Annotated in this window: 20 protein-coding genes; 12 read left to right on the forward strand and 8 right to left on the reverse strand. The window is 70.6% G+C overall.

The genetic code is table 11. The features are described 5' to 3' along the window. Positions 1 to 3 precede the first annotated feature (3 nt). Positions 4 to 1,566 (reverse strand): FAD-dependent monooxygenase, encoded by a 1,563-nt coding sequence (locus OG588_RS25960; RefSeq protein ID WP_405949374.1) that lies wholly within the window; start codon positions 1,564 to 1,566, stop codon positions 4 to 6. Positions 1,567 to 1,705: 139 nt separating this feature from the next. Between OG588_RS25960 and OG588_RS25965 the strand changes: the two genes are divergently transcribed. Then, entirely contained in the window at positions 1,706 to 2,353 is a 648-nt protein-coding gene (locus tag OG588_RS25965) for a TetR/AcrR family transcriptional regulator (protein ID WP_405949375.1), read from the forward strand. Between the two features lie 97 nt (positions 2,354 to 2,450). On the opposite strand, the gene OG588_RS25970 is transcribed toward OG588_RS25965, so the two are convergent. Beyond that, positions 2,451 to 4,406, reverse strand: a complete 1,956-nt coding sequence (locus OG588_RS25970; protein WP_405949376.1) for a YncE family protein — start codon at positions 4,404 to 4,406, stop codon at positions 2,451 to 2,453. Between the two features lie 269 nt (positions 4,407 to 4,675). Here OG588_RS25970 and OG588_RS25975 point away from each other — a divergent pair, with 269 nt between their 5' ends. Continuing rightward, positions 4,676 to 5,197, forward strand: a complete 522-nt coding sequence (locus tag OG588_RS25975) for a hypothetical protein (protein ID WP_405949377.1) — start codon at positions 4,676 to 4,678, stop codon at positions 5,195 to 5,197. A gap of 25 nt (positions 5,198 to 5,222) precedes the next feature. Here the strand turns inward: OG588_RS25975 and OG588_RS25980 are convergent, their stop codons facing one another. Next, a complete protein-coding gene (locus OG588_RS25980) occupies positions 5,223 to 6,128 on the reverse strand; it encodes a calcium-binding protein (RefSeq protein ID WP_405949378.1) in 906 nt (301 codons plus the stop codon). Positions 6,129 to 6,329: 201 nt separating this feature from the next. Next, the gene (locus OG588_RS25985; RefSeq protein WP_405949379.1) at positions 6,330 to 7,016 is read right to left on the reverse strand and encodes a hypothetical protein; all 687 of its coding nucleotides are present in this window, start codon (positions 7,014 to 7,016) and stop codon (positions 6,330 to 6,332) included. A gap of 149 nt (positions 7,017 to 7,165) precedes the next feature. Here OG588_RS25985 and OG588_RS25990 point away from each other — a divergent pair, with 149 nt between their 5' ends. After that, entirely contained in the window at positions 7,166 to 7,807 is a 642-nt protein-coding gene (locus OG588_RS25990) for a hypothetical protein (protein ID WP_405949380.1), read from the forward strand. Between the two features lie 65 nt (positions 7,808 to 7,872). Here the strand turns inward: OG588_RS25990 and OG588_RS25995 are convergent, their stop codons facing one another. Beyond that, positions 7,873 to 9,018, reverse strand: a complete 1,146-nt coding sequence (locus OG588_RS25995; RefSeq protein ID WP_405949381.1) for an acyltransferase family protein — start codon at positions 9,016 to 9,018, stop codon at positions 7,873 to 7,875. A 219-nt stretch (positions 9,019 to 9,237) separates the two neighbouring features. On the opposite strand from OG588_RS25995, the gene OG588_RS26000 reads away from it, so the two are divergent. After that, positions 9,238 to 10,431 carry a PH domain-containing protein gene (locus OG588_RS26000; RefSeq protein ID WP_405949382.1) on the forward strand — a complete coding sequence of 398 codons (1,194 nt, stop codon included), beginning with the start codon at positions 9,238 to 9,240 and terminating at the stop codon, positions 10,429 to 10,431. A 9-nt stretch (positions 10,432 to 10,440) separates the two neighbouring features. Beyond that, a complete protein-coding gene (locus OG588_RS26005) occupies positions 10,441 to 10,797 on the forward strand; it encodes a hypothetical protein (RefSeq protein ID WP_405949383.1) in 357 nt (118 codons plus the stop codon). Between the two features lie 120 nt (positions 10,798 to 10,917). On the opposite strand, the gene OG588_RS26010 is transcribed toward OG588_RS26005, so the two are convergent. Genes OG588_RS26010 through OG588_RS26020 form a run of 3 tightly spaced genes read right to left on the reverse strand, consistent with a single transcriptional unit; the run spans position 10,918 to position 12,676 of the window. Then, positions 10,918 to 11,268, reverse strand: coding sequence for an antibiotic biosynthesis monooxygenase (locus tag OG588_RS26010; protein WP_266859630.1), 351 nt, complete (start codon positions 11,266 to 11,268; stop codon positions 10,918 to 10,920). After that, positions 11,265 to 11,918, reverse strand: a complete 654-nt coding sequence (locus OG588_RS26015; RefSeq protein ID WP_405949384.1) for a TetR/AcrR family transcriptional regulator — start codon at positions 11,916 to 11,918, stop codon at positions 11,265 to 11,267. Before OG588_RS26015 ends, OG588_RS26010 begins: the two co-directional genes overlap by 4 nt. Positions 11,919 to 11,926: 8 nt before the next feature. Beyond that, the gene (locus OG588_RS26020) at positions 11,927 to 12,676 is read right to left on the reverse strand and encodes an SDR family oxidoreductase (protein WP_405949385.1); all 750 of its coding nucleotides are present in this window, start codon (positions 12,674 to 12,676) and stop codon (positions 11,927 to 11,929) included. Between the two features lie 195 nt (positions 12,677 to 12,871). On the opposite strand from OG588_RS26020, the gene OG588_RS26025 reads away from it, so the two are divergent. The 7 genes from OG588_RS26025 to OG588_RS26055 all read left to right on the forward strand — a co-directional run bounded on the left by OG588_RS26025 (position 12,872) and on the right by OG588_RS26055 (position 19,967). After that, complete coding sequence (locus OG588_RS26025; protein WP_405949386.1) at positions 12,872 to 13,717, forward strand: helix-turn-helix transcriptional regulator; 846 nt, start codon at positions 12,872 to 12,874, stop codon at positions 13,715 to 13,717. A 281-nt stretch (positions 13,718 to 13,998) separates the two neighbouring features. Beyond that, positions 13,999 to 15,120, forward strand: a complete 1,122-nt coding sequence (locus OG588_RS26030; RefSeq protein WP_405949387.1) for a beta-ketoacyl-ACP synthase III — start codon at positions 13,999 to 14,001, stop codon at positions 15,118 to 15,120. Between the two features lie 222 nt (positions 15,121 to 15,342). Beyond that, positions 15,343 to 15,576, forward strand: a complete 234-nt coding sequence (locus OG588_RS26035; protein ID WP_405949388.1) for a phosphopantetheine-binding protein — start codon at positions 15,343 to 15,345, stop codon at positions 15,574 to 15,576. Next, complete coding sequence (locus tag OG588_RS26040) at positions 15,576 to 16,811, forward strand: beta-ketoacyl-[acyl-carrier-protein] synthase family protein (protein WP_405949389.1); 1,236 nt, start codon at positions 15,576 to 15,578, stop codon at positions 16,809 to 16,811. Before OG588_RS26035 ends, OG588_RS26040 begins: the two co-directional genes overlap by 1 nt. Positions 16,812 to 16,906: 95 nt before the next feature. Then, positions 16,907 to 17,902 carry a 3-oxoacyl-ACP synthase III family protein gene (locus OG588_RS26045; protein ID WP_405949390.1) on the forward strand — a complete coding sequence of 332 codons (996 nt, stop codon included), beginning with the start codon at positions 16,907 to 16,909 and terminating at the stop codon, positions 17,900 to 17,902. Between the two features lie 80 nt (positions 17,903 to 17,982). Beyond that, entirely contained in the window at positions 17,983 to 18,777 is a 795-nt protein-coding gene (locus OG588_RS26050; RefSeq protein WP_405949391.1) for a ferredoxin, read from the forward strand. Beyond that, positions 18,774 to 19,967 carry a cytochrome P450 gene (locus tag OG588_RS26055; protein ID WP_405949392.1) on the forward strand — a complete coding sequence of 398 codons (1,194 nt, stop codon included), beginning with the start codon at positions 18,774 to 18,776 and terminating at the stop codon, positions 19,965 to 19,967. Before OG588_RS26050 ends, OG588_RS26055 begins: the two co-directional genes overlap by 4 nt. Positions 19,968 to 19,969: the final 2 nt, after the last annotated feature.

A 19,969-nucleotide genomic window follows, 5' to 3' on the forward strand; every position in this document is an offset into this window, starting at 1 on the left:
GTATCACTCTTTCGGGGCAAATGTGGTGATCTGGGCTAGATAGTTCGTGACGTCCGCCGGGTCCCTGGTGAGCAGCGCTATGTGGTTGTCGGGGCGGACCAGGACGAGGGCGGGGGCGGAGGCCTCGATGCCGTACGCGCGTCGGGCGTGCCCCTTGTGGTCGTGCAGGTCGCCGCCGCCGTCGCTGTTGCCGTCCACCGTGAACGCCTGGAGCAGGTCCTCGTGCCCGACCGCCAACTTGCCGACCGCGTCCGCGACTTCGGCGCCGAAGCCGAGCAGGGTGAAGCGCGGGTCCGCGTACACCTGGAAGAGCCGGACCGGGTTGCCGGAGGCGTCCAGGCAGGGGGCGTCGGGGGCACGGTCGCCGGGACGCAGGACGGCGGGGTCGCCGATGGTCGCGGGGGCGGCGAGGGAACTCCAGCGGTAGCCCGTGCCCATCGGAGGCGGGGCCGCGGCCTCCACACCGGTGCCGGGTTCCTTGACCGCTTCGCGTACCCGGGCGTACAGGTCGCTGGTGATGCCCAGGGTCCAGGCGGCCACCGGGAGGCGCTCCTCCTCGTAGGTGTCCAGGAGCCCGGGGCTCGCCTGCCCGGCGGTCACGAGGGCCAGTTTCCAGCCCAGGTTGTAGGCGTCCTGGATGCCGGTGTTCATGCCGAGTCCGCCGGCGATCGGGTGGATGTGGGCGGCGTCCCCGGCCAGGAAGACCCGGCCGACGCGCATCCGGTCGACCATGCGGACGTTGACCCGCCAGAGGGAGAGCCAGGTCGGGTCGGTCAGCGTGACGCCGGGCACCTGTGCGTACCGGTCGAAGATCCGCTGGAAGCCCTCCAGTGACGGGGGCAACGGGTCGCCGCCCGCGTCGAGTTCGGGGCCGGCCTGGAACTGGAAGGAGTTCGTGCCCGGCATGGGGCAGAGCATCACCCCGCTGCCGTCCGACGCGAACCACTGATGCCAGACGTCCCGGCTGATCCCCTCGGCCTCGACGTCACCGACGACCATCGACTGGGTCTCGTCCGTCGTACCGTCGAAACGCACCCCCATCGCCTTGCGCACCCGGCTGCGCCCGCCGTCGCAGCCGACGAGATGGCCGGCCCTGATGCGCTCGCCGTCGGCGAGGACGGCGGTGACACCGTCCTCGTCCTGCTCGAACCCGGTGACCTCCGTGCCGCCCTCGACACGGACCCCGAACTCGGCGAGCCGTTCGCGCAGGAGTTCCTCCACCTGCCACTGCCCTATGAGGACCCCCCGTTCGTACGGCGCGTCGGGTGTGGGGCGGGCGTCCGCGAAGGGGTCGGTGTCGTTCACCTGCGCGCCGTCGAAGTACTTGCGGAACGGCAGTCGGGTCGTCCCGGTGGCGAGGGCGCGCTCGGTGACGCCGACGTCCTCCAGGACCTCCAGCGTGCGCGGCTGCAGGCCCTTGCCCCGGGATTCCCGGTGCGGGGCCGGGGCCGCGTCCACGATCCGCACCCCCGCACCGCGCCGGGCCAGCTCGATGGCAAGGGTGAGGCCGGTGGGTCCGGCGCCCACGATCAGTACACCCTCGCTCGGTACAGCGCCGTCGGTCATGGCGGCCCCTCTCGTCGTCGTGCATCCATGGAACATCGCCCGACGAGAAAATGCAACCAGGTCTCAGAAGTTTCTCGGGCTCAAAAGTAATCCGGTCTCATTCGAGTCCGAGCCTCATCTCTCGTGTAGGCTGTGCGGCATGGACGAACCCGCCGGTCTGCGCGAGCGCAAGAAGGAACGCACGCGGAACCTCATCGCTCAGGAAGCCCTGCGTCTCTTCCGCGCCCAGGGCTTCGACGAGGTGTCCGTCGTCGAGGTCGCGGCGGCGGCCGAGGTCTCCAAGGCCACGCTGTTCCGGTACTTCCCGACCAAGGAGGACCTGGTCCTGCACCGCTTCGCCGACCACCTCGGCGAGGCGGCCCGGGTGGTGCGGGAGCGCCCGGCCGGTCTGACCCCGACCGCGGCCCTGCGCGACCACTTCCTGGCCGGACTCGCCGCCCGCGACCCGATCACCGGCCTGAACGACCACCCCGAGGTGCTGTCCTTCCAGGACCTCGTCTACCGCACGCCCAGCCTCCGCATCGGCATGAGACAGCGGTACACCAGCCAGGACATCGACGCGCTCGCGGACGCCCTGCCGGCCGGCGGCAGCTCCGACTCCGGCGGTACGCCACCGATCGTCAGACGTCTGGCCGCGGCCCATCTGATCGCCGTACAGCAGGAGTTGGGGCAGGAGAACTGGCGGACGATCACGTCAGGACGGACCGCCGACGAGGCGTACGACGTCGCGGTCGCGGCCGCGGAGGGGGCGTACGGGCAGCTCATGACGGGGCTGGACGTGGTGTAGCCGACGCACACGCGAACAGCCCCGCCCCGAGGACACATGGTCCTCGAAGCGGGGCTGCCCCGTACCCGGTGAACCCCAACGCCTGGGGAAACAGGTACTAGTTGGAGAAGTACAGGTACTTCCAGTCGCTGTACGTCGTCGAGTTGACGCTGTCACCGGACGAACCGTTGATGTACGCGGCCCGGATGCGGGCCTTGATGCCGGACTCGCCGGGGGCGCCGAGGTTCACGGCGGCCTTGCCGTTCGTGGCCAGGCCGAAGTACTCCGAGTCGGAGGAGTACCACTGGCCCTGGTAGTAGACCTGCAGGTCGATCCGCTCCTGGCGGTTCTTGTAGTAGGTCATCGTCGTCGTGATGATCGGCGCCGAGTTCTTGTGGAACCAGTAGTACGAGGTCGAGCCGATTTTCGCCTTCTTGTAGTGCTTGGTGATCGCGGTGGAGACCTTGACCTTGGCGTACGCCGTGGCCTTCACCGTCTTGGACGCGTTGCGGGCGTCACCGGCGAAGACCGCGGAGACGGCGGTGTCGCGGGTCATGTCGACGGTCACCGTGATGTTGCCGCTGGAGTTGACCTTGCCGGTCTTGACCAGCTTCTTCGGCTTGTCGGCGCCGAAGGGGTCCGAGTAGATCGCGACCGTGCGGTTCTTGTACGTCTTGCCGAGGTGCGCGGTGAACTTCACGTCGGCGCCGTACGCGTACAGCTTGCCGTTGTTGTTCAGGCTCAGGGTCGTCGCCGAGCGGGAGACGGCGACCTTGTCGGAGGCACTGACCGCCGCGTGCCCGGAGTCGCCCGCGTAGCTCACCTTGTACGTGACCGTGCCGCCGGCCGGCGGGGTGTCCGTGAAGGAGTAGGTGCCGTTCGACTTCACCGTGACGGCGGGCAGCGCCTTGCCCTTCGTGGACTCCAGGTCGGTGCGCGTGACCTGGAGCTTGGCTCCGGCCGGCAGCGCGAACGTCGCCGAGAGCTTGCCGGTGACCGTGAGCTTCTTGGCGCGGGCGGCGGAGGAGGGAGCGTTGACCGTGAGGGTCGGGACGTTCTTCTCGGGGTCGGCCAGCGCCTTGAGGGTGTAGCCGCCGGTGGACGTCTGGGCCAGCACGAAGACGCGGGACGCGTCGGGAGCCCAGGTCAGGTCGGCCGTGCCGTAGGAGCCGACGCTGTACGTGTGGACGGGCTTCGTGCCGCTCGGACGGTACGTCGTGACCGTGTTGCCGCTCGCCTGCGCGACGAATCCGTCCCGGGCGACGTCGGCCCGCTCGGCGGCCGGGAAGGGGCTGGTCGCCTGAGCGAATGTGCCGCCCGCGTAGGCGTCCACCACATGGCCGTTGACCAGTACCTGGTCCGCGCCGGCGACGAGGTCGAGGTCGGCGATGCCGCTGTTGAGCGTGTAGTCGCCGAAGTACCAGGCGGTGAGCGCGGGCGTGCCGCTCGACACGTCGACCACGGCCATCGAGTCCGTGGAGTCGCCGCCGGTCTGGCCGATGGCCAGGACACCGGGCCGCAGCGGGTCGGTGTCCAGCAGCGCCGGGCCCCAGAGACCCACCGAGGTGCCCTCGGTCGGGAACTGCGTCAGCGTCACCGGGTCGGTGCCGCTCGCCGGGTCCACCGCGGGATCCACGGAGCCCAGGTCGCCGTCCCACTGGTCGCCGTAGGTGAACCAGAGCCTGCCCGCGGTGAAGGCGAGGTAGCGCGGGCCGGTGGTGGTGGCCACCGGATAGCGGGCCTTGACGTCGAGCGTGGCCGGGTCGAGCGCCACGATCTCGTGCGTGCCCTGGGCCGCCGCGTACAGGGTGCTTTCGTCGTCGGACAGGACCAGGTCGGAGACCCCGCTGAGCCCGCCGGCCGAGGCGAGGACGTTGCCCGAGTAGTCCGTGGCCGCGACCGTCCCGGCCGAACGGTCGCCGACGAACACCCGCTTGAGGGCGCCGTCCGCGACGAGACCGCCGGGCGTGGTCACGTTGGCGGTCGCCGCCGAGGCCGTACCCGTCGCTACGACGCTGAGCGCCGCCGAGCCGAAAAGGACCGCGAGCGCTGTCGCGGTCGAGATGCTGCGCATCCGCACGTGCTGTTCCCCCCACAAGGAAAACCGGTCAGGAGACCGGGAGTTGAGAGCGCCGCGCAACACCCGGACGTGACCGCGGATGAGAGACGCGGTGACGCGCGGGGCGCGGCTGCTGAGAGCAGCGTATGACATGGCTGTGACATGTGGGAAAGGGGTTAAGGGGTTGGGGAGAGGAGTTGAGGGTGTTGGGGAGGGGAGATAAGGGGTTGTCGTGTACGCGCGTTGTTTGGGAGGCTCTCGCTCGCCGTGACGAGGGGGCGTTGATGAGTGCTGTGGCCGGGCGGCGGCGGGTGCCGGTGTGGCTGGGGATCGGTGTGGTCGTGCTCGCGGCGGTGGGCGGCGGGAGTGCCTGGCTGCTGCGGGACGAGCATCCGTTCGGGGACGCCCGGGCGTGCGCCGGGAGCGACCTGAAGCTGCCGGGCGTGATCACCGCCGGGGGCGCGACGATCCCCACCGACGCGTCCGACGTCCACTACTACACACACAACGGCAGCGCTCAAGTCACCTTCACGAGCGGGCTGATACCGGATTACCTGCGCCGCGCGGGCATCGTTCCGGAGGGGAAGGAACTGTTCGACAAGAAGTACGGGGAGCCCGCGGTCGACGACGACGAGCTCGCGCTGCCGGACGGCCTGTGCGGTTCGTCGCTGCGCGAGGCCGCCTGGGCGTATCACTCCACCGCCGCCAACGGCACCGGCGTCGCCGTCACCGTCGAGCAGTCCACGCTCGTCCCCGGCGCGTTCCGCTTCCCGGCCCGAGTCGTGGTCGGCTACACCACGCCCTGAGCCGGTCCGCCGATGTCGGCGCGCGTCAGTTCTGGTGGACGACGTTGCGGCCCGGCCCGCCGGACAGGGTGTCCGTGCCCGTGCCGCCCCACAGCGTGTCGTTGCCGGAGTTGCCGTAGATCGTGTAGGCGCCGGCCTCGCCGTAGAGGACGTCGTTGCCCGTGCCGCCGTAGATGAAGTCGTTCCCGGCGCCGCCGTGGATCCTGTCGTTTCCGGTGCCGCCGGTCAGGCTCTGGGCGCCCGCGCCACCGGTGATGACGTCGTTGCCCGCGCCGCCGTCGGCCGCGTCGCCGGTGGTCGAGATGGTGTCGTTGCCGTTGCCGCCCTGGGCGATGGTGCCGGCGGCGGCTTTGAGGATGTCGTTGCCGTCGTCGCCCCAGCCCACCGAGTACTTGCCCAGGGTGAGGGTGTCGTTGCCGGTGCCGCCCGAGACGTAGTTGCCGTCGACGCTGCCGTCTTCGGTGGCCTTGTCGTTGCCGGCACCCAGGTCGACGGAGGCGAAGTTGTACGTCTGGTTGGTCTTGTTGAGGTAGGCGAGCGTGTCGTTGCCGTTGCCGAGCGTCAACTGCAGGGTGGGGTACGGGTCCTGGCTGTCCAGGGTGGTGACCGTGCAGCTGACCTTGGTGTGGTCCGAGGCGCTGGGGTACGAACAGCCTGTGCCCGCCTTGACGGTGACCACGTCGTCGATGACGTACGTGATCTTCTCGGTGCCGGTCACGTGCGTCGCGGTGACGACCACCTTGTTGGCCTGGCCCGCGGCGGCCGTGTAAATGACCTCCTGGCCACCGGAGTTGAGCCCGGCGGTGGCCGGCGCCGTGGCCGCGCCCGCCGTCCCGGCGAGGAACAGCGGGGCGAGCAGCGCGGTGCCGAGAGCGAGCGTCAGCGCCGAAGCGGAACGCTGCGTACGGCGCCGGGAAGAACGAGAGGACATCGCACAACCTCCGTGGAACATAAGGTCAGTTGGGGGAAATCGAGGTGCCGGAAACCGGTGCATCCGGATTCCGGCACAGCGTCTGACCGTCCCTCCGCGTCCTTGGTTGTGCGTCCTTTCGCACGGGTGCCGTATCCCGGCGAAGTGTCAGCCGCGATTCAGCGCGAATTCATGAACTGGCCCGCAGATTCACTCCAACCCTCACTGAGGGCACTCGCGATCGCCGCGGCCCCGGGGGGTGATGGAGCGAGGTGGTGGGCCGAGCAGGTGAGATTGTCGGCGCAGGAGCAGCCCTGCGGGCCGCCACAGGGCGAAGGTCAGGCCGAGGCCGAGGGGGATCTGCAGGAACCGCTGGATCACCGGAGGCCCGGGCTTGTCCCCCCGCCTGAGCAGGGCACTGCCCTGCGGATCGACGGTCACCGTGTACGTACCGCCCACCACCCAGTTCCAGCCCATGAGCCCGTTCTCCTCGAACGGAGCCAGCGGTGGGCCGTCGAGGACGGTGACCGTGTAGCGGTGGACGCCCGGATCCACGCCGTCACCGGCGGACCACCCGATCTGCCGGACCCTGACGTGTTCGGTACGCCCGTGCTGGTGCAGCGCCTGCTGATCCAGCTCCAGGTTCTGCAGGAACAGCACCCCGAAAAGGCACACCGCACACAGCGGCCACCGCAGGTCCAAGTACCAGCACGTGCAAAGGAACACGCAGCCGAGGAGGATCGCCAGCGCGCACAGCGCGTCGATCCACTGGGCATGCGCGACGAAGGCCGTGCGCACGATCAGACGCACAATCGCCCACAGCGCCAACGCCGCGCCGGTGCTCGCGGCGCCGACCAGCGCCCGCCGACCCACGCCTGTCCGCCGTTTTCCTGCTTCCTCCGCGCTCACCCTCACCCCTGCTCTCGACGAAACCGCCGGCCTGGTGGTGCACGCGCTCCAATGTATGGATCGTTGAACGATCCTTCAATAGGATGGTTCAACATTGATTCGTCTGCTTCGTGGACGCGGAACGGCAACCAACCGGAGGGCCGAAGAAGATGAGCCGGCATCAGTTCGAACAGATCGACGACCGCGGGCGGATCCTGTTCTGCGACGACCCCGCGCTGCAGCTCGAGTGCGTGCTGGGGGGCCTGGAGACCGCGGAAGGCACAATCACCCTCCACCCCGCACAGACACCCCGCATGCCCACCGCCCTCTTCGAGTTCAGGCATGCCCGGGGCGTGGGCTACTTCGGGTACGTCCCGCCGAAGGGAGCCTCGCCCGACGAGATACCCGAGGAACCGCAGATCGAAGGCGCCATCCTGTTCGGCATGAGGCGCCTACCGCCCGACGTCTACTGCGACCTGCCCTGGATCCTCGGATGGGAGCTGCACGAGATACCCGATGAACAGCCCCAACTGGACCCGCACTACGGATACACCTACTCCAGGCTGGAACTGCGGACGCCCGACGGTGAGATCTACTCCCGGACCTGGGTCCCGTACGACCCCGAGTGGGCAGCCGCCGCCCTGCGTCACGGCTACGTCGTGTGCCTGTGCGGCGTGGAACTGGGGATCCGCGGACTGTACGCGATGACCGAAGCCCAGCACACCCCGGGCATGCGCTACGAGTCCTTCCGCCGCGGATGCGCGCTGGGCCTGACCATCGGCGGGCTCGTCACCTACGTCGACCACCGCTGACGCGCACCACCGAGCCGAAGCCCAGCCCCTGGGGCAGAAACTCCCAGTGCACAAGCCGCCTTTGGTCAGGAGTCGTGAGGGGTACGAGCCAGCTCGTCCGCGTCACGACGGAACGCCCACCGCAACTCCGGTTCCATGGCGAAGCGGAAGAGCCGCCGGACCGGCGGGGTGCACAGCGCGGTCACGACGACGGCGGCGACCACGGTCACCGTGACCTCGCCGAGGGGACCCCGCATCCACGAAGGGTCGTACCAGCCCCAGGACTTGGCGCCCTGTGCGACGAACCCGTGCAGCAGATAGCCGTAGAGCGTGCCCGCGCCCAGGACGGTGAACCAGGTGCGGCGGCGCGGCACCCACGCCAGGAAGCAGGCGACCAGGAGCGTCGAGCAGGCGAACAGGGCCAGCGTCATCAGGGGCCCTTCCCAGGCGGGCACGCCGAGTTGCTCCGCGCTCCCGTTGTGGAAGAGCCAGGCGTAGTCGAACCGCGGGACCGACCAGTACGCCACCCCGAGCGCGACCACGAACACCGGCACCGCCAACTGCCGTACCTCCGGCCGCCGTACGAGCTGGAAGTGCTCCGGCTTCAGACACAGGCCGAGCACGAAGTACGGCAGGAACTGCAACACCCGTTGCAGATCGAGGTCGTTGCCGATGGAGGGGGAGAGGGTCGCCAGCATCGCGATGACCAGCGCGAGGGGCAGCGGTTGGCGCACGTGCTTCCAGATCGGCGTGGTCAGCCGCCAGACGAACAGCGCCGCCAGGAACCATGTCAGATACAGCGGGTCCAACAGGCTGATGGCGCGGTCGGGTTGGTGATCCGTCCAGCGGGTGTAGAGCGTGTACGCCGTCTCGAACACGACGTACGGCATGACAACTCCCCCCAGCAGCCGCCTGATCTGCGGCGGGGTCGCCCGGAAACTCCGCGAGAAGTACCCGGAGATCACGATGAACGCCGGCATGTGCACGGCGTAGACAAGCGTGTAGAGCGCTGTGACGCTACGGCTGCTCGACCGCAGCGGCTCCCAGGAGTGGCCGATCGCCACCAGCACGATCGCCAGGTACTTGGCGTTGTCGAAGAAGGGGTCGCGTTGCTTTCCGGGGGCGCGCTCCGCAGCCGGGGCGGTGGCGGTGGGGCTGGGGGACGGTCCGGTGTGACCGTGGGCCCGGGTGGAGCCGGGGGTCTCGGCGGAGGCGGTGGAAGAAGCACGCATCCGGCTCGCCTCACCGCTTCACGGCGGTTCAAACATCTCGCGCGCCACTTTTTTCGCACCCACTTCTCGCCCGCTTCTCCCCTGCTCCTCCCCCACTTCTCGCCCTCCTCGGGCCCCCTTCAGGCCCTCTCCTTGCCTCCTCTGAGCAGCCTGGCCTGCCGGAACACTGCCGGAGATCGGACAAGCGCCCGCCGCGCCGGCCGAGGCAGAGTTCGGACCATGACCGACGTCCCCGAAGTGATCTGCCGTCCCCGCTCGCCCCGCGCCCTGTGGTTCTGCGTCGCGTTCGCGGCGGCGGGGGTGGCCGTCGCGGTGGTGTGGACGGTGTATCGCGGACCGGACGCGCTGTGGCTGCTGGTCCCCGGCGCGGCGCTCGCCTTCGTCGGTCTCGTGGCGCTCCACCTGGTCACCGCCCGGGTGGACGCCGACGCGCACGGTCTGAGGTCCCGGACGCTGCTGCGCCGCTGGAGCCTGCCGTGGCACGAGGTCGCCGATCTGCAGCTATGGCTGAAGAGCCACGCGCGGGGCGCCCAGAGCCGTCACGTCAGCGTGCTGCTGCGTAACGGACGCAGACGGACCCTGCCGCTGCCGACGTGCTCGTCCGCCAAAATCCTGGACTTCCACGACCAGTTGGACGCCCTCCGCGCACTGCACCACCGCTACGGAACCGACGTCCCGGAGTCGGAGTCGGAGTCGGCTTCGGCGACCGTCCGCGTCATCTCGGACCGTACGGCCGGACGCGTCCCGGTCGCGGCGGCGGTCTGGTGCGTGACGCTGCTCATCGGGGCGGCCGTGCTGGCGGTGCCCGTGTCGGGCGTCGCGGCGGACCAGCGGGCGTGGGAGGCGGCCGTCCCGTGCACCGCCGCGACGCCCGACACGGAGCTCGGGGAGTGTCTGACCTACGTGCCGGCCGTGATCGCGCGGACCGATTCCAACGGGTCCAAGAAGATCGGCTGGGTGTACTTCGCCGACGACCGGCCCTTCGAGCGCACCATGGTCTCGCGCGAGGCGGCCGACGGTTTCCACGCCGGGGACAAGGTCCGACTGACCTTCTGGCGCAACGACCTGATGGCGATCACCGGATCGCGGTACGTCTGGCGCGAGCACGTCCAGTCCGCCGGAGACCTGGCCGCCATCGCGGCCCTCGCCGTCCTCGCCGCGGGCTACCCCGGTGCCCAGCTGCTGGTGAGGCTGCGCGGCCGCCGCCTCCCCGGCGACGAAGTCCTGCCCTCCGCCATGCCGTTCACGCTCGTCCTCGCCGGTACGGCCCTGTGGCTGCTGCCGCTCTGCTACTTCCACCCCACGACCCTGTTCGCCTCCGCCACGACGATCACGTGGGCGGCGGCGGGCACGCTCGGCACGGCGGCGCTCGTCGTCTGGGCCTGGCGCGCGACCCGCGTCCGCGCACCGTGACCGGCCGAAGTGCCCGCCGCACTCGCGGAGTTGGACGGGGAGAGGTTCGTGTCCGCCCGCTTCCTGGAGCACACCGACTACAACCCGCACGGCTTCGGCACCCACATCGCCCTGGGCGACGGCCCACCCGCGGTGACCCCGGGCCCGGGCCGGTTCGGGGCGCGCCGGATCCCGGCGGAACGGCTCACCGTCCGGACGGTACGACGGGTGCGCGGCGACGACGGCGACGACGGCGACATTGTGCCCAGCGGCTGGCACATCGCCGAACTCGACGACGGGGGGCGGGTGGTGAGGCTTGCTGCGGCGCCGGACGACTTAGGGGTGGTGCTGCGGGAGTTGAGGGGGGCTGTGCACGAGCAGTCGTAGAGGAGGGCCCTGTGCACGAGCAGTCGTAGAAGAGGACGGCTGTGCACGAGCCGTCATGGAAAAGGACGGTTGTGCACGAGCCGCCGTAGGCGCGGAGACGCCCTGGGCCTCCTAGGCGTCCTAGCCCTCCTTGGGCCCCGCCTGCTGCACCACCTCGAACGTCCACAGCGTCGCGTCCGTCGCGGCGGGCTTCGGGCGCTCGCCCTGCGGGGAACCCGGCGCGCCGCCCTCCTTGGGTGCGCCCCGGTGCGCGGCCTGGCCCATCCCCGACATCCAGTTCTGGAAGTCCTCCTCGGCGCGCCAGCGGGTGTAGACGAGGTAGGTGTCGGTGCCCTCGACGGGGCGGAGGAGCTCGAACCACTCGAAGCCGTCCGAGCCGTCCACCGTCCCGGCGCGGTTCGCGAAGCGCTTCTCCAGCGTCTCGCGCTGCTCCTCGGGGACGGTGAGTACGTTGATCTTGACGATGCTCATGGGTTCATTCTCCCAGTCGGCGCCGGACCGGTTCCGTCGTGGGTCACCCGGCGTACCAGGTCCACCCAGGTGGCCTGGAGGCGGGCGACCGGGATGCCGCAGCCGACGTGCAGAGAGTCCCCCGTCTCGAAGTTCGCGAAGGCGAGCAGCGCGTGCGCGAGCATGTCGGGGTCCGTGTCGACTCCCTTCTCCCGGAGGAGAGTTGAGACGTGGTCGTGGAAGGCGCGGCCGGTGTCGGAGGCGAACCGGCGTTCGTGGACGACCTGTCGGCCCAGCGCGGCGCCCAAGTCGGCGTCGGTGGCGACCCGTTCGATCAGGGCACTGCCGAACGCGGCCAGCCGGTCCCTCGCGGGCGCCCCCGGTCCCAGCGGCGGCGGGCCCGAGGTGTACGCCTCGTGGAAATCCGCCTCGGCCTCCCCGAGGAGGGCCAGGAGCAGCCCGTCGCGGTCGCCGAACCGGCGGAACAGCGTGCCCTTTCCGACCCCGGCCGCCTCCGCGACCTCGTGCATCGTCACGTGCTCCGCGCCCCGCTCGGCCACCAGCCGGGCGGCGGCCTCCAGCAGCCGCACCCGGTTGCGGGCGGCGTCAGCGCGTTCGGTGCGCTCGGCGGGGCTGCCGTCCGGTACGTCGGATACGTCGTCGGGTGTCACGGTCGGGGTCAGACACCGCTGAGCATCGCGAGGACGTTGTCGTACGACCCGTTGGACTCGGCATCGCGCGCGAACCGGGCGCGTTCCACGACGAGTTCCTTCGCGTCGGGGTTCTCCCGCAGCAGGTCGAGGGTCTCGGTGAGGAAGTCGTCCAGGGGCATCGAGTTCTCGTTGTCCTCCTGGTCCAGCATGGTCGTGCGCACGCCCGGCGGCGCCACCTCGATCACCTGGACGCCGGCGTCGGCCTGTGCGAGCTGCACGCGCAGGCTCTCGGAGAAGGAGTGCAGTGCGGCCTTGGTCGCGTTGTAGGTCGGGGTGATCGGCAGCGGGACGAACGCCAGCGCGGAGGTGACGTTCAGGACGGCCGCGTCGGGCTTGCCGGTCAGCAGCGGCAGGAAGGCGTAAGCCATCCGGATCGTGCCAAGCAGGTTGACCTTGACATGGTCCTCGGCGACCGGGAGGGATGCCGGGTCGAGGAGGTTCTCGCGCAGCATGATGCCGGCGTTGTTGACCAGGACGTTCAGCTCGGGGTGCCGGGAAGCCACCTGCTCAGCCGCGCGGGTGATCGACGCCGGGTCCGTGACGTCGAGGGCGAGGGCCTCGATGCCCGGGTGCTCGCTCGTGATCCGGTCCAGCAGTTCCTTACGGCGGCCCGCGACGATCACCTTGTTGCCGGCCTCGTGCAGGCGCAGGGCCAGACCGAGACCGATGCCCGAGGTGCCGCCGGTGATCAGGGCGGTGTTGCCGGTCAATCTCATGGGGTTTTCTCCTTGCGGGGTCGTCGCTGGGACGACCGTAGGAGCGGCTGAGTGGGGGCGGGAGAGGAAGGTTTATCCATGGATCGGGGATCCCTGGCTGGGGTGACCGAAAGCGGCGACGATGGAGGTCACGGACCGGAAAGACGAACCGGAAAGACGGACCGAGAAGACGGACCGGAAAGGGCGACGGCGGGCATGGAGAAGAAGGAGCTGGCGGAGTTCCTGCGGCGGCGGCGCGAGGCGTTGCGGCCCCATGACGTCGGGCTCGTCGAGGGGCCGCGTCGGCGTACGCGGGGGCTGCGCCGGGAGGAGGTCGCGCAGCTCGCCGGTATGTCCACCGACTACTACGCCCGCTTGGAGCAGCAGCGCGCCCCGCAGCCGTCCGTGCAGATCACCGCCGCCCTCGCCCGGGCGCTACGGCTCACCCCGGACGAGCGCGATCACCTCTTCACGCTGATCGGCCACAACGCCCCGGTCCGCTTCCAGCGCTCCGAGCACGTCAGCCCGGCGCTGCTGCGGGTGCTGGAGCGGCTGAACGACGACACCCCGGCGATCGTGCTCACCGACATGGCCGACACCCTCGCCATGAACCCCATCGCCACCGCGCTCCTCGGCGACCAGACGCGCCACACGGGCCTCGCCCGCAGCGCCTACTACCGCTGGTTCACCGACCCCACCGACCGGCTGGTGTACCCGGAGGAGGACCACCCCCGGCACAGCCGTACCCAGGCCGCCCGCCTCCGCGCCGCACTCACGGCGGCCACCGGCAGCGACCCCCGGGCGGCCCGGATCGTCGCCGAACTCCAGGAACGCAGCCCGGAGTTCGCCCGCGTGTGGGAACTCCAGGAGGTCGCGCAGCGCTACGGCGAGAGCAAGACGATCCTCCATCCCGCCCTCGGCCGTATCGACGTGGACGCACAGGTCCTGTTCACCGAGAACCGCGCGCAGACCCTGGTGGTCATGACCGCCCGCCCCGGCACGGAGAGCCAGGGCAAGCTCGAACTCCTCTCCGTCATAGGGCAGCAGCAGCTCACGCCCTGAACTCACTCCGCAGCACGCCGGGTTCGCCCGTCTTCCCCGAACTGACATGACACCGTGGGCGGTTGTGCGTCGAACGGCCGCCTCCAACCGCCCTCTTTCGGGTGATCTAGGAGCGACATAACAGACGTAACGTTTCCTCAATCCGCTCCCTGAGCTGCGCTTTTGTCGAAAACCGGCCCGAACTGGTCACGTGTTCGAATCACGTCACGCTCCCGCCCCGATCTTGATCCGATCTACAGTCGTGCACGCTCGTCCAAGATCACTTCCCCATCGAGGCGTGTGTGACCTTCCGACTGCCCAGCGCAGCCCCGCTCTTGAGAACGCCGCAGACGGCCGTCCTTGAGGGCATCGCCGGTTTCGTCCCCCCGGACGCGGTGCCGAACCACGCCCTGCCCGCCGCGTGGGACGTCGACGACGCCTGGGTCCGCAGGCGTACCGGCATCGGTGAGCGCCGCCGCGCGGCACCGGGTGTGACCACCGGCGACCTCGCACTGGAGGCGGCCGGCCGGGCACTCGCGGTCGCCGGCGGACCCCTGGTCGACGCCGTCATCGTCGCCACCTCGACCCCCGACCGGCCGATGCCCGCCATGGCCCCCCGCCTGACCACCCGCCTCGGCCTCGGCGAGATCGCCGCGTGGGACGTCTCCGCCGCGTGCAGCGGTTTCGTCTACGGCCTCGCCGCCGCCGTCGGCGCCCTGACCTCGGGGTGTGCCGACCGGGTCCTGCTGGTCGCGGCCGAGGTGTACTCGACGCTGCTCGACCCGCAGGATCGTTCCGCCGGAATCGTGTTCGGGGACGGCGCCGCCGCGGTGGTTCTACGGCGCGGTGAGCGGGAGGAGCTGGGCGGAGTGCTGGCGCTGGATCTTGGCAGTGATGGCTCGGGTGACCAGCTGATCCAGGTGGCCGGTGGTGGTGCGCAGGAGCGTTCCCGGCCCGGTGAATTCGGCCCGGGCGACCGTTACTTCCGTATGCGGGGGCGTGAGGTGTTCCAGCATGCGGTGACCCGTATGACCCAGTCCGCCCACGCCGTGCTCAAGCGCGCTGACTGGGCGGCCGAGGATGTGGACCGGTTCTGCGCCCATCAGGCGAACGCCCGCATCCTGTCCGCCGTCGGCGACCGCATCCCGGTACCCGGCGAACGGCATGTCACCAACATCGCGCGCGTCGGCAACACCGGCGCCGCGTCCATCCCGTTGGCCCTGGCCGACGCCGCCGCTCGGGGTGAACTCCGGGCGGGGGAGCGGGTGTTGCTGACCGCCTTCGGTGCCGGACTCACCTGGGGCTCGGCGGCCCTGGTGTGGCCGGAGCTGCCGACCGTGCCGCACGTCGACACGATCGACACAGATGCCGTGGCGCATCACGAACCCGCTGCCGACCCGGCCCTGCGGACCCAGATCGCCTGAGACCAGCCTCGCCTGAGACCGACCTCGTCTGACACCAAGCTCGCCCAAGACCGACCTCGCCCGTCCCCGGGTGTGCCCGTCGCTTGTCCTCCCCCGGCGTTTGCCCTGCAAAAAACAGGTCGGACGACTCGGTTCCGGAACCCCGCCTGCCCCTGAGCCCCCCCGAAGTCCCCCCAAGTTCCCCTCGCCCCGAAGCCCGCTCCCCCCGTCGAAAGGAACCCCATGTCCCCCGCCCAGACCGCTCTGACCGCCGTACTCACCGAGAAGTTCGAGGTCAGTGCCGAGAGGATTCGGCCGGAGGCCACCCTGGAGAGCCTCGATCTGGACTCCCTCGCGCTGGCCGAACTCGCCCTGGCGCTCCAGGAGCAGCTGGGGGTTCCGGTGGCCGAGGAAGAGACCGCCAAGCACAGCACCGTGGGTGGACTCGTCGCCGCGCTGAACGCCAAGCGGCCGTGATGCGGGCACCCTGTACGTCCGTCTCCGTCACCGGCCTGGGGCTCATCACCCCGGCCGGGGTCGGCCGCGAGGCGACCTGGGAGGGGATGCTGAGCGGGCGGTCCGCCGCCGTCACGGACCCCGAACTCAAGGGCTGCGCCGTCGACTTGTCGTGCCGTATCCCGCTCATGACCCCGGAGCAGGCCCGGATCGGCGGCGGCAAGGCCTGGCGCATGGGCCGGTTCAGTCAGCTCGCCGTGCTCGCGGCGCGCGAGGCCGTCGCCGACGCCGGGCTCGATCCGGCCGGGTGGGACGGTGCGCGGGTCGCCGTGGTGATCGGTTCGGGGCTGGCCGGAGCCGTGCACCTGGAGGACCAGACGATCCGCCATCACCAGGGCGGTCCCGAGCTGGTGTCGCCCGCACTCGTGCCCATGCTGATCTCCAACATGGCTGCCGGGGAAGTGTCGTTGGACCTCGGCGCCCATGGCCCGTCCCTCGCGACCGAGACCGCGTGCGCCTCCGGGGCCAGTGCCCTGGCCGTCGCACGGGGGCTGTTGTCGGCCGGGCTGTGCGACATCGCGGTGGCGGGCGGCGCGGAGGCGGCCGTCACCCCGGTGATCGCGTCCGGCTTCCAGCGGATGGGCGCGCTGTCGTCCCGGGTCGACGAACCCGGCGCCGCCTCACGGCCGTTCGCGGTGGACCGGGACGGGTTCGTGATCTCCGAGGGGGCCGCGATCCTGGTCCTGGAACGGGAGGCGGACGCCCGTGCCCGTGGACAGCGGCGGTACGCCCGACTCGCGGGGGCCGGTCAGACCTCCGACGCGTATCACCCGACCGCCCCTGCTCCGGGGGGAGTTCATGCCGAGGCCGCGCTGCGGTCGGCGCTCGCGGAGGCGGGGCTCGGCCCGGCCGACGTCGATCACGTCAACGCGCACGGGACCTCGACGCCGCTCAACGACCTGACCGAGGCGGAGTTGATCGCGCGGGTGCTGCCGCACCGGCCAAGTGTCACCGCCGCCAAGGGAGTTCTCGGGCACAGCCTCGGCGCGGCCGGTGCGATCGAGGCGGCGCTCACCGCCCTCACCATCCACCGCTCCACCGTCCCGCCGATCGCCAACCTCACCCCGGACAACCTCCCCTTCGACCTGGACTGCGTCACGGGCGCACCCCGCGAGCAGCGCGTCCGGGCCGCCGTCAGCCACTCCTTCGGGTTCGGCGGACACAACGTGGTGCTGCTCTTCACCACCGAGGACTGACGACCGAGGACTGACCGCCGAGGACTGACGACCGAGCGCACCGACCGACCGCACCGACCGACCGCACCGACCCAGCTCCGACCGAGGAGGGACCGATGACCGTTCACAGCACCATCGTTCACGCCACCGTCCACATCCCCGAGGGACGCCAGAGCGTGGCCGCCGTGGAGGACCGGTTCCGGGCGGGCAGCCCCGCCGTGCCGCTGTCGCGCGGGGTGCTCCAGCGCATGTACGGGCTGGCCGAACGCACCGTGGCCGACGACCTGGAGCAGCCCTCCGACCTGGCCGCGCACGCGGCCCGGCGCCTGTTCGAGGACACCGGTACCGATCCGGGAGACGTGGACCTGCTCCTCTACGCCGGGATCCTCGCCGACATGGAGGAGCCGGCCACCGCCCATGTCGTCGCCGACAAACTCGGCCTGGGCTGCCCGGTGTTCGACCTGAAGAACGCCTGCAACGGCGTTCTCAACGCGCTGGAGGTCGCCGACGCGTTCATCCGCAGCGGGCAGTACCGGCGGGTGCTGGTGACCACCGCCGAGGTCAGCACCCGGGAGAGCCGCTGGCAACTGGACGACCCGGCCGACCTGTTGACCGCGCTGCCCAGCCTCAGCACCGGTGACATGGGCTCGGCGCTGCTGGTGGCGGCGGGTGACCGCCCTGGCATCCTCGGCTCCCGGTTCTTCGCCAACTCCTGGGGCTGGCAGGCGGCGACCCTGCCCAACCCGTACGCGCAGCACCGCACACTCGGCCATCTCCGCATCGACTCCGCCCAGTTGGTCGGGTCCTTCGAGGGGCTTCCGGGCAAAGTGCGGGGCGCGATGAGGGAGTTGGGCGTCGAGGGTGACGACCTCGACCTCGTCTGTGTGCACCAGCCGTCGGTGCCGTTCACCAAGGTCGTCTGCGACTGGGTGGGCGTGGACCCGGACCGCATCCTGGCCACCTTCCCCACCCACGGCAACGTGGCGACCAACACCATCCCGCTCCAACTCGCCGCCGCCCTCGACAGCGGACGTCTCCAACGCGGGGACCTGGTCGGCATGTTCGGCTTCGCGAGCGGGGCGAGTGCGGGGGTGGTCGTGTGCCGCTGGTGAACGCCACCGGCCCAGCACGACAACTCCCCAGCCCCCGACACCGATACCGACGCCGTACGAACGTGAAGGCGCAAGGCACCATGACCCCGACCCGCACCCCTCACCCCACCCGCACCCCTCGTATTCCACCCCTCCCACCCGCCCAATGGCCCCCGGTACTGCGGTCGTTGCTCGCCGACTCCCGGCAGGACGGTCCCGGCCGGGAGAACCTGTTCGGCACCCTCGCCCACCACCCCGTCCTCGCTCACGCCTGGCTCTCCCTCGCCCGGGTCCTCACCCACGAGGGCACCCTCGGCCACCGCAGACGGGAGTTGATCGTCCTGCGCGTCGCTCACCGGCTCGACGCGCCCTACGTCCACGGTCGGCACCGCATCCCGGCCGAGGACGCCGGACTGACGGCCGTGGAGATCGACGCGACGGCGGCCGACCCGGCCACCGCCACCCACCCCTGGCAGCCGGAGGACCGCGCCCTCCTGGAGGCCGCCGACCTGCTGGCGGTCAACTCCTCCATCCTCGAGGAACTTTGGGACCGCCTGGCCCACGCCCTCAACCCCGAGCAACTCGTCGAACTCCTGGTCCTGGCCGGCCAGACCGCCACCATGTGCACCACGCTCAACACCCTCCGCACCCCCTCCGACGGCACGGCCCGGCAGCCCTCGCTCACCGTGCTGCTGGACCGGGACCGCTGTTGCGGCGCCGGTCAGTGCGTCGGTGCCGCGCCCGAAGTCTTCGAGCAGGACGAGTCGGACGGTAGGGTCGCCCTGCTCGACCCGCACCCGGACGCGCGGTACGCCGACGAGGTGCGCTTCGCCGCCGACCTGTGCCCCGGCGGAGCCATCACGCTCCTCGACCCCGAGGAGACAGCCCACTCATGACCGTCACCACCAACACCATCAACCTCCCCTCTCCTTACGGCAGTTGCCCCTTCACCCCGCCGCCCGTCTACACCGTCGCCGCCCGCGAGGCCGCCGTCACCCGGGCCGTGCTGCCGGACGGCACCGCGTGCTGGCTGGTCACCGGGTACGACGAGGTGCGGGCCGTGCTGGCCGACGCCCGCTTCAGCGCGGACGCGCGCACGCCGGGGTTCCCGTTCCTCTCCGCCGGGCAGCGCGAACTGGCCACCGCCAAGCCGAGTTTCATCCGCATGGACGACCCCGAGCACGCCCGGCTGCGCCGGATGGTCACCAAGGACTTCCTGGTCAAGCGGATCGAGGAACTGCGCCCCGGCATCCAGGACATCGTGGACCGGGCCGTGGACCGCATGACCGAGGGCCGCAGCTCGGCCGACCTGGTGGCGGACTTCGCGCTGCCGATCCCCTCGCTGGTCATCTGCCTGATGCTCGGGGTGCCGTACGAGGACCACGAGCTGTTCCAGTCACTCAGCCGCACTCTCCTCGACAACCGCACCACCCGACCGGAGGCGGAGCGGGCGCACGCCCAACTCATGGGCTACCTCGCGGAGTTGGCGGAGCGCAAGCGTCGCGAGCCCGGTGACGACATCCTCAGCCGGCTCGCCGCCCGCGAGGACCTGACCGACCAGGAGACCGCGTCGCTCGGCTTCCTGTTGCTGGTCACCGGGCACGAGTCCACCGCGAACATGACGGCCATCAGCGTGCTCGCCCTGCTTAACCGCCCCGACCAGGCCGAACTCCTCCGCCAAGACCCGGCGTTGGCGCGCGGTGCCGTGGACGAGCTCCTGCGCCACCTCACGATCATCCACCTGGGCCTCGGCCGCGTGGCGACCGAGGCCGTGCGGGTGGGCGAGGTGACGGTCGAGGCCGGTGAGGGCGTGATCTGCATGCTGTCCACGGCCAACCGCGACGAGCAACTCTTCGGTACCGAGCCCGACTTGGACCTCACCCGCGACGCCCGCCGTCATGTCGCCTTCGGCTACGGCGTCCACCAGTGCCTGGGCCAGACCCTGGCCCGCGTGGAACTCCAGATCGTCCTCACCACGCTGCTGCGCCGCCTGCCCGGCCTGCGCCTCGCGGTCCCCGCAGACCAACTCACCTACAACCAGGACAACATCGTGTACGGCCTGCGGGAACTTCCGGTGACCTGGTAGCG

The organism is Streptomyces prunicolor (assembly GCF_045162825.1).
Lineage (GTDB): Bacteria > Actinomycetota > Actinomycetes > Streptomycetales > Streptomycetaceae > Streptomyces > Streptomyces prunicolor.

What these genes read in the sequence shown, in the direction of transcription:
- OG588_RS25960 (WP_405949374.1), bottom strand. Translation starts at nt 1,566, where the DNA reads ATGACCGACGGCGCTGTACCGAGCGAGGGTGTACTGATCGTGGGCGCC.
- OG588_RS25965 (WP_405949375.1), top strand. Translation starts at nt 1,706, where the DNA reads ATGGACGAACCCGCCGGTCTGCGCGAGCGCAAGAAGGAACGCACGCGG.
- OG588_RS25970 (WP_405949376.1), bottom strand. Translation starts at nt 4,406, where the DNA reads ATGCGCAGCATCTCGACCGCGACAGCGCTCGCGGTCCTTTTCGGCTCG.
- OG588_RS25975 (WP_405949377.1), top strand. Translation starts at nt 4,676, where the DNA reads ATGAGTGCTGTGGCCGGGCGGCGGCGGGTGCCGGTGTGGCTGGGGATC.
- OG588_RS25980 (WP_405949378.1), bottom strand. Translation starts at nt 6,128, where the DNA reads ATGTCCTCTCGTTCTTCCCGGCGCCGTACGCAGCGTTCCGCTTCGGCG.
- OG588_RS25990 (WP_405949380.1), top strand. Translation starts at nt 7,166, where the DNA reads ATGAGCCGGCATCAGTTCGAACAGATCGACGACCGCGGGCGGATCCTG.
- OG588_RS25995 (WP_405949381.1), bottom strand. Translation starts at nt 9,018, where the DNA reads ATGCGTGCTTCTTCCACCGCCTCCGCCGAGACCCCCGGCTCCACCCGG.
- OG588_RS26000 (WP_405949382.1), top strand. Translation starts at nt 9,238, where the DNA reads ATGACCGACGTCCCCGAAGTGATCTGCCGTCCCCGCTCGCCCCGCGCC.
- OG588_RS26010 (WP_266859630.1), bottom strand. Translation starts at nt 11,268, where the DNA reads ATGAGCATCGTCAAGATCAACGTACTCACCGTCCCCGAGGAGCAGCGC.
- OG588_RS26020 (WP_405949385.1), bottom strand. Translation starts at nt 12,676, where the DNA reads ATGAGATTGACCGGCAACACCGCCCTGATCACCGGCGGCACCTCGGGC.
- OG588_RS26025 (WP_405949386.1), top strand. Translation starts at nt 12,872, where the DNA reads ATGGAGAAGAAGGAGCTGGCGGAGTTCCTGCGGCGGCGGCGCGAGGCG.
- OG588_RS26035 (WP_405949388.1), top strand. Translation starts at nt 15,343, where the DNA reads ATGTCCCCCGCCCAGACCGCTCTGACCGCCGTACTCACCGAGAAGTTC.
- OG588_RS26040 (WP_405949389.1), top strand. Translation starts at nt 15,576, where the DNA reads ATGCGGGCACCCTGTACGTCCGTCTCCGTCACCGGCCTGGGGCTCATC.
- OG588_RS26045 (WP_405949390.1), top strand. Translation starts at nt 16,907, where the DNA reads ATGACCGTTCACAGCACCATCGTTCACGCCACCGTCCACATCCCCGAG.
- OG588_RS26050 (WP_405949391.1), top strand. Translation starts at nt 17,983, where the DNA reads ATGACCCCGACCCGCACCCCTCACCCCACCCGCACCCCTCGTATTCCA.
- OG588_RS26055 (WP_405949392.1), top strand. Translation starts at nt 18,774, where the DNA reads ATGACCGTCACCACCAACACCATCAACCTCCCCTCTCCTTACGGCAGT.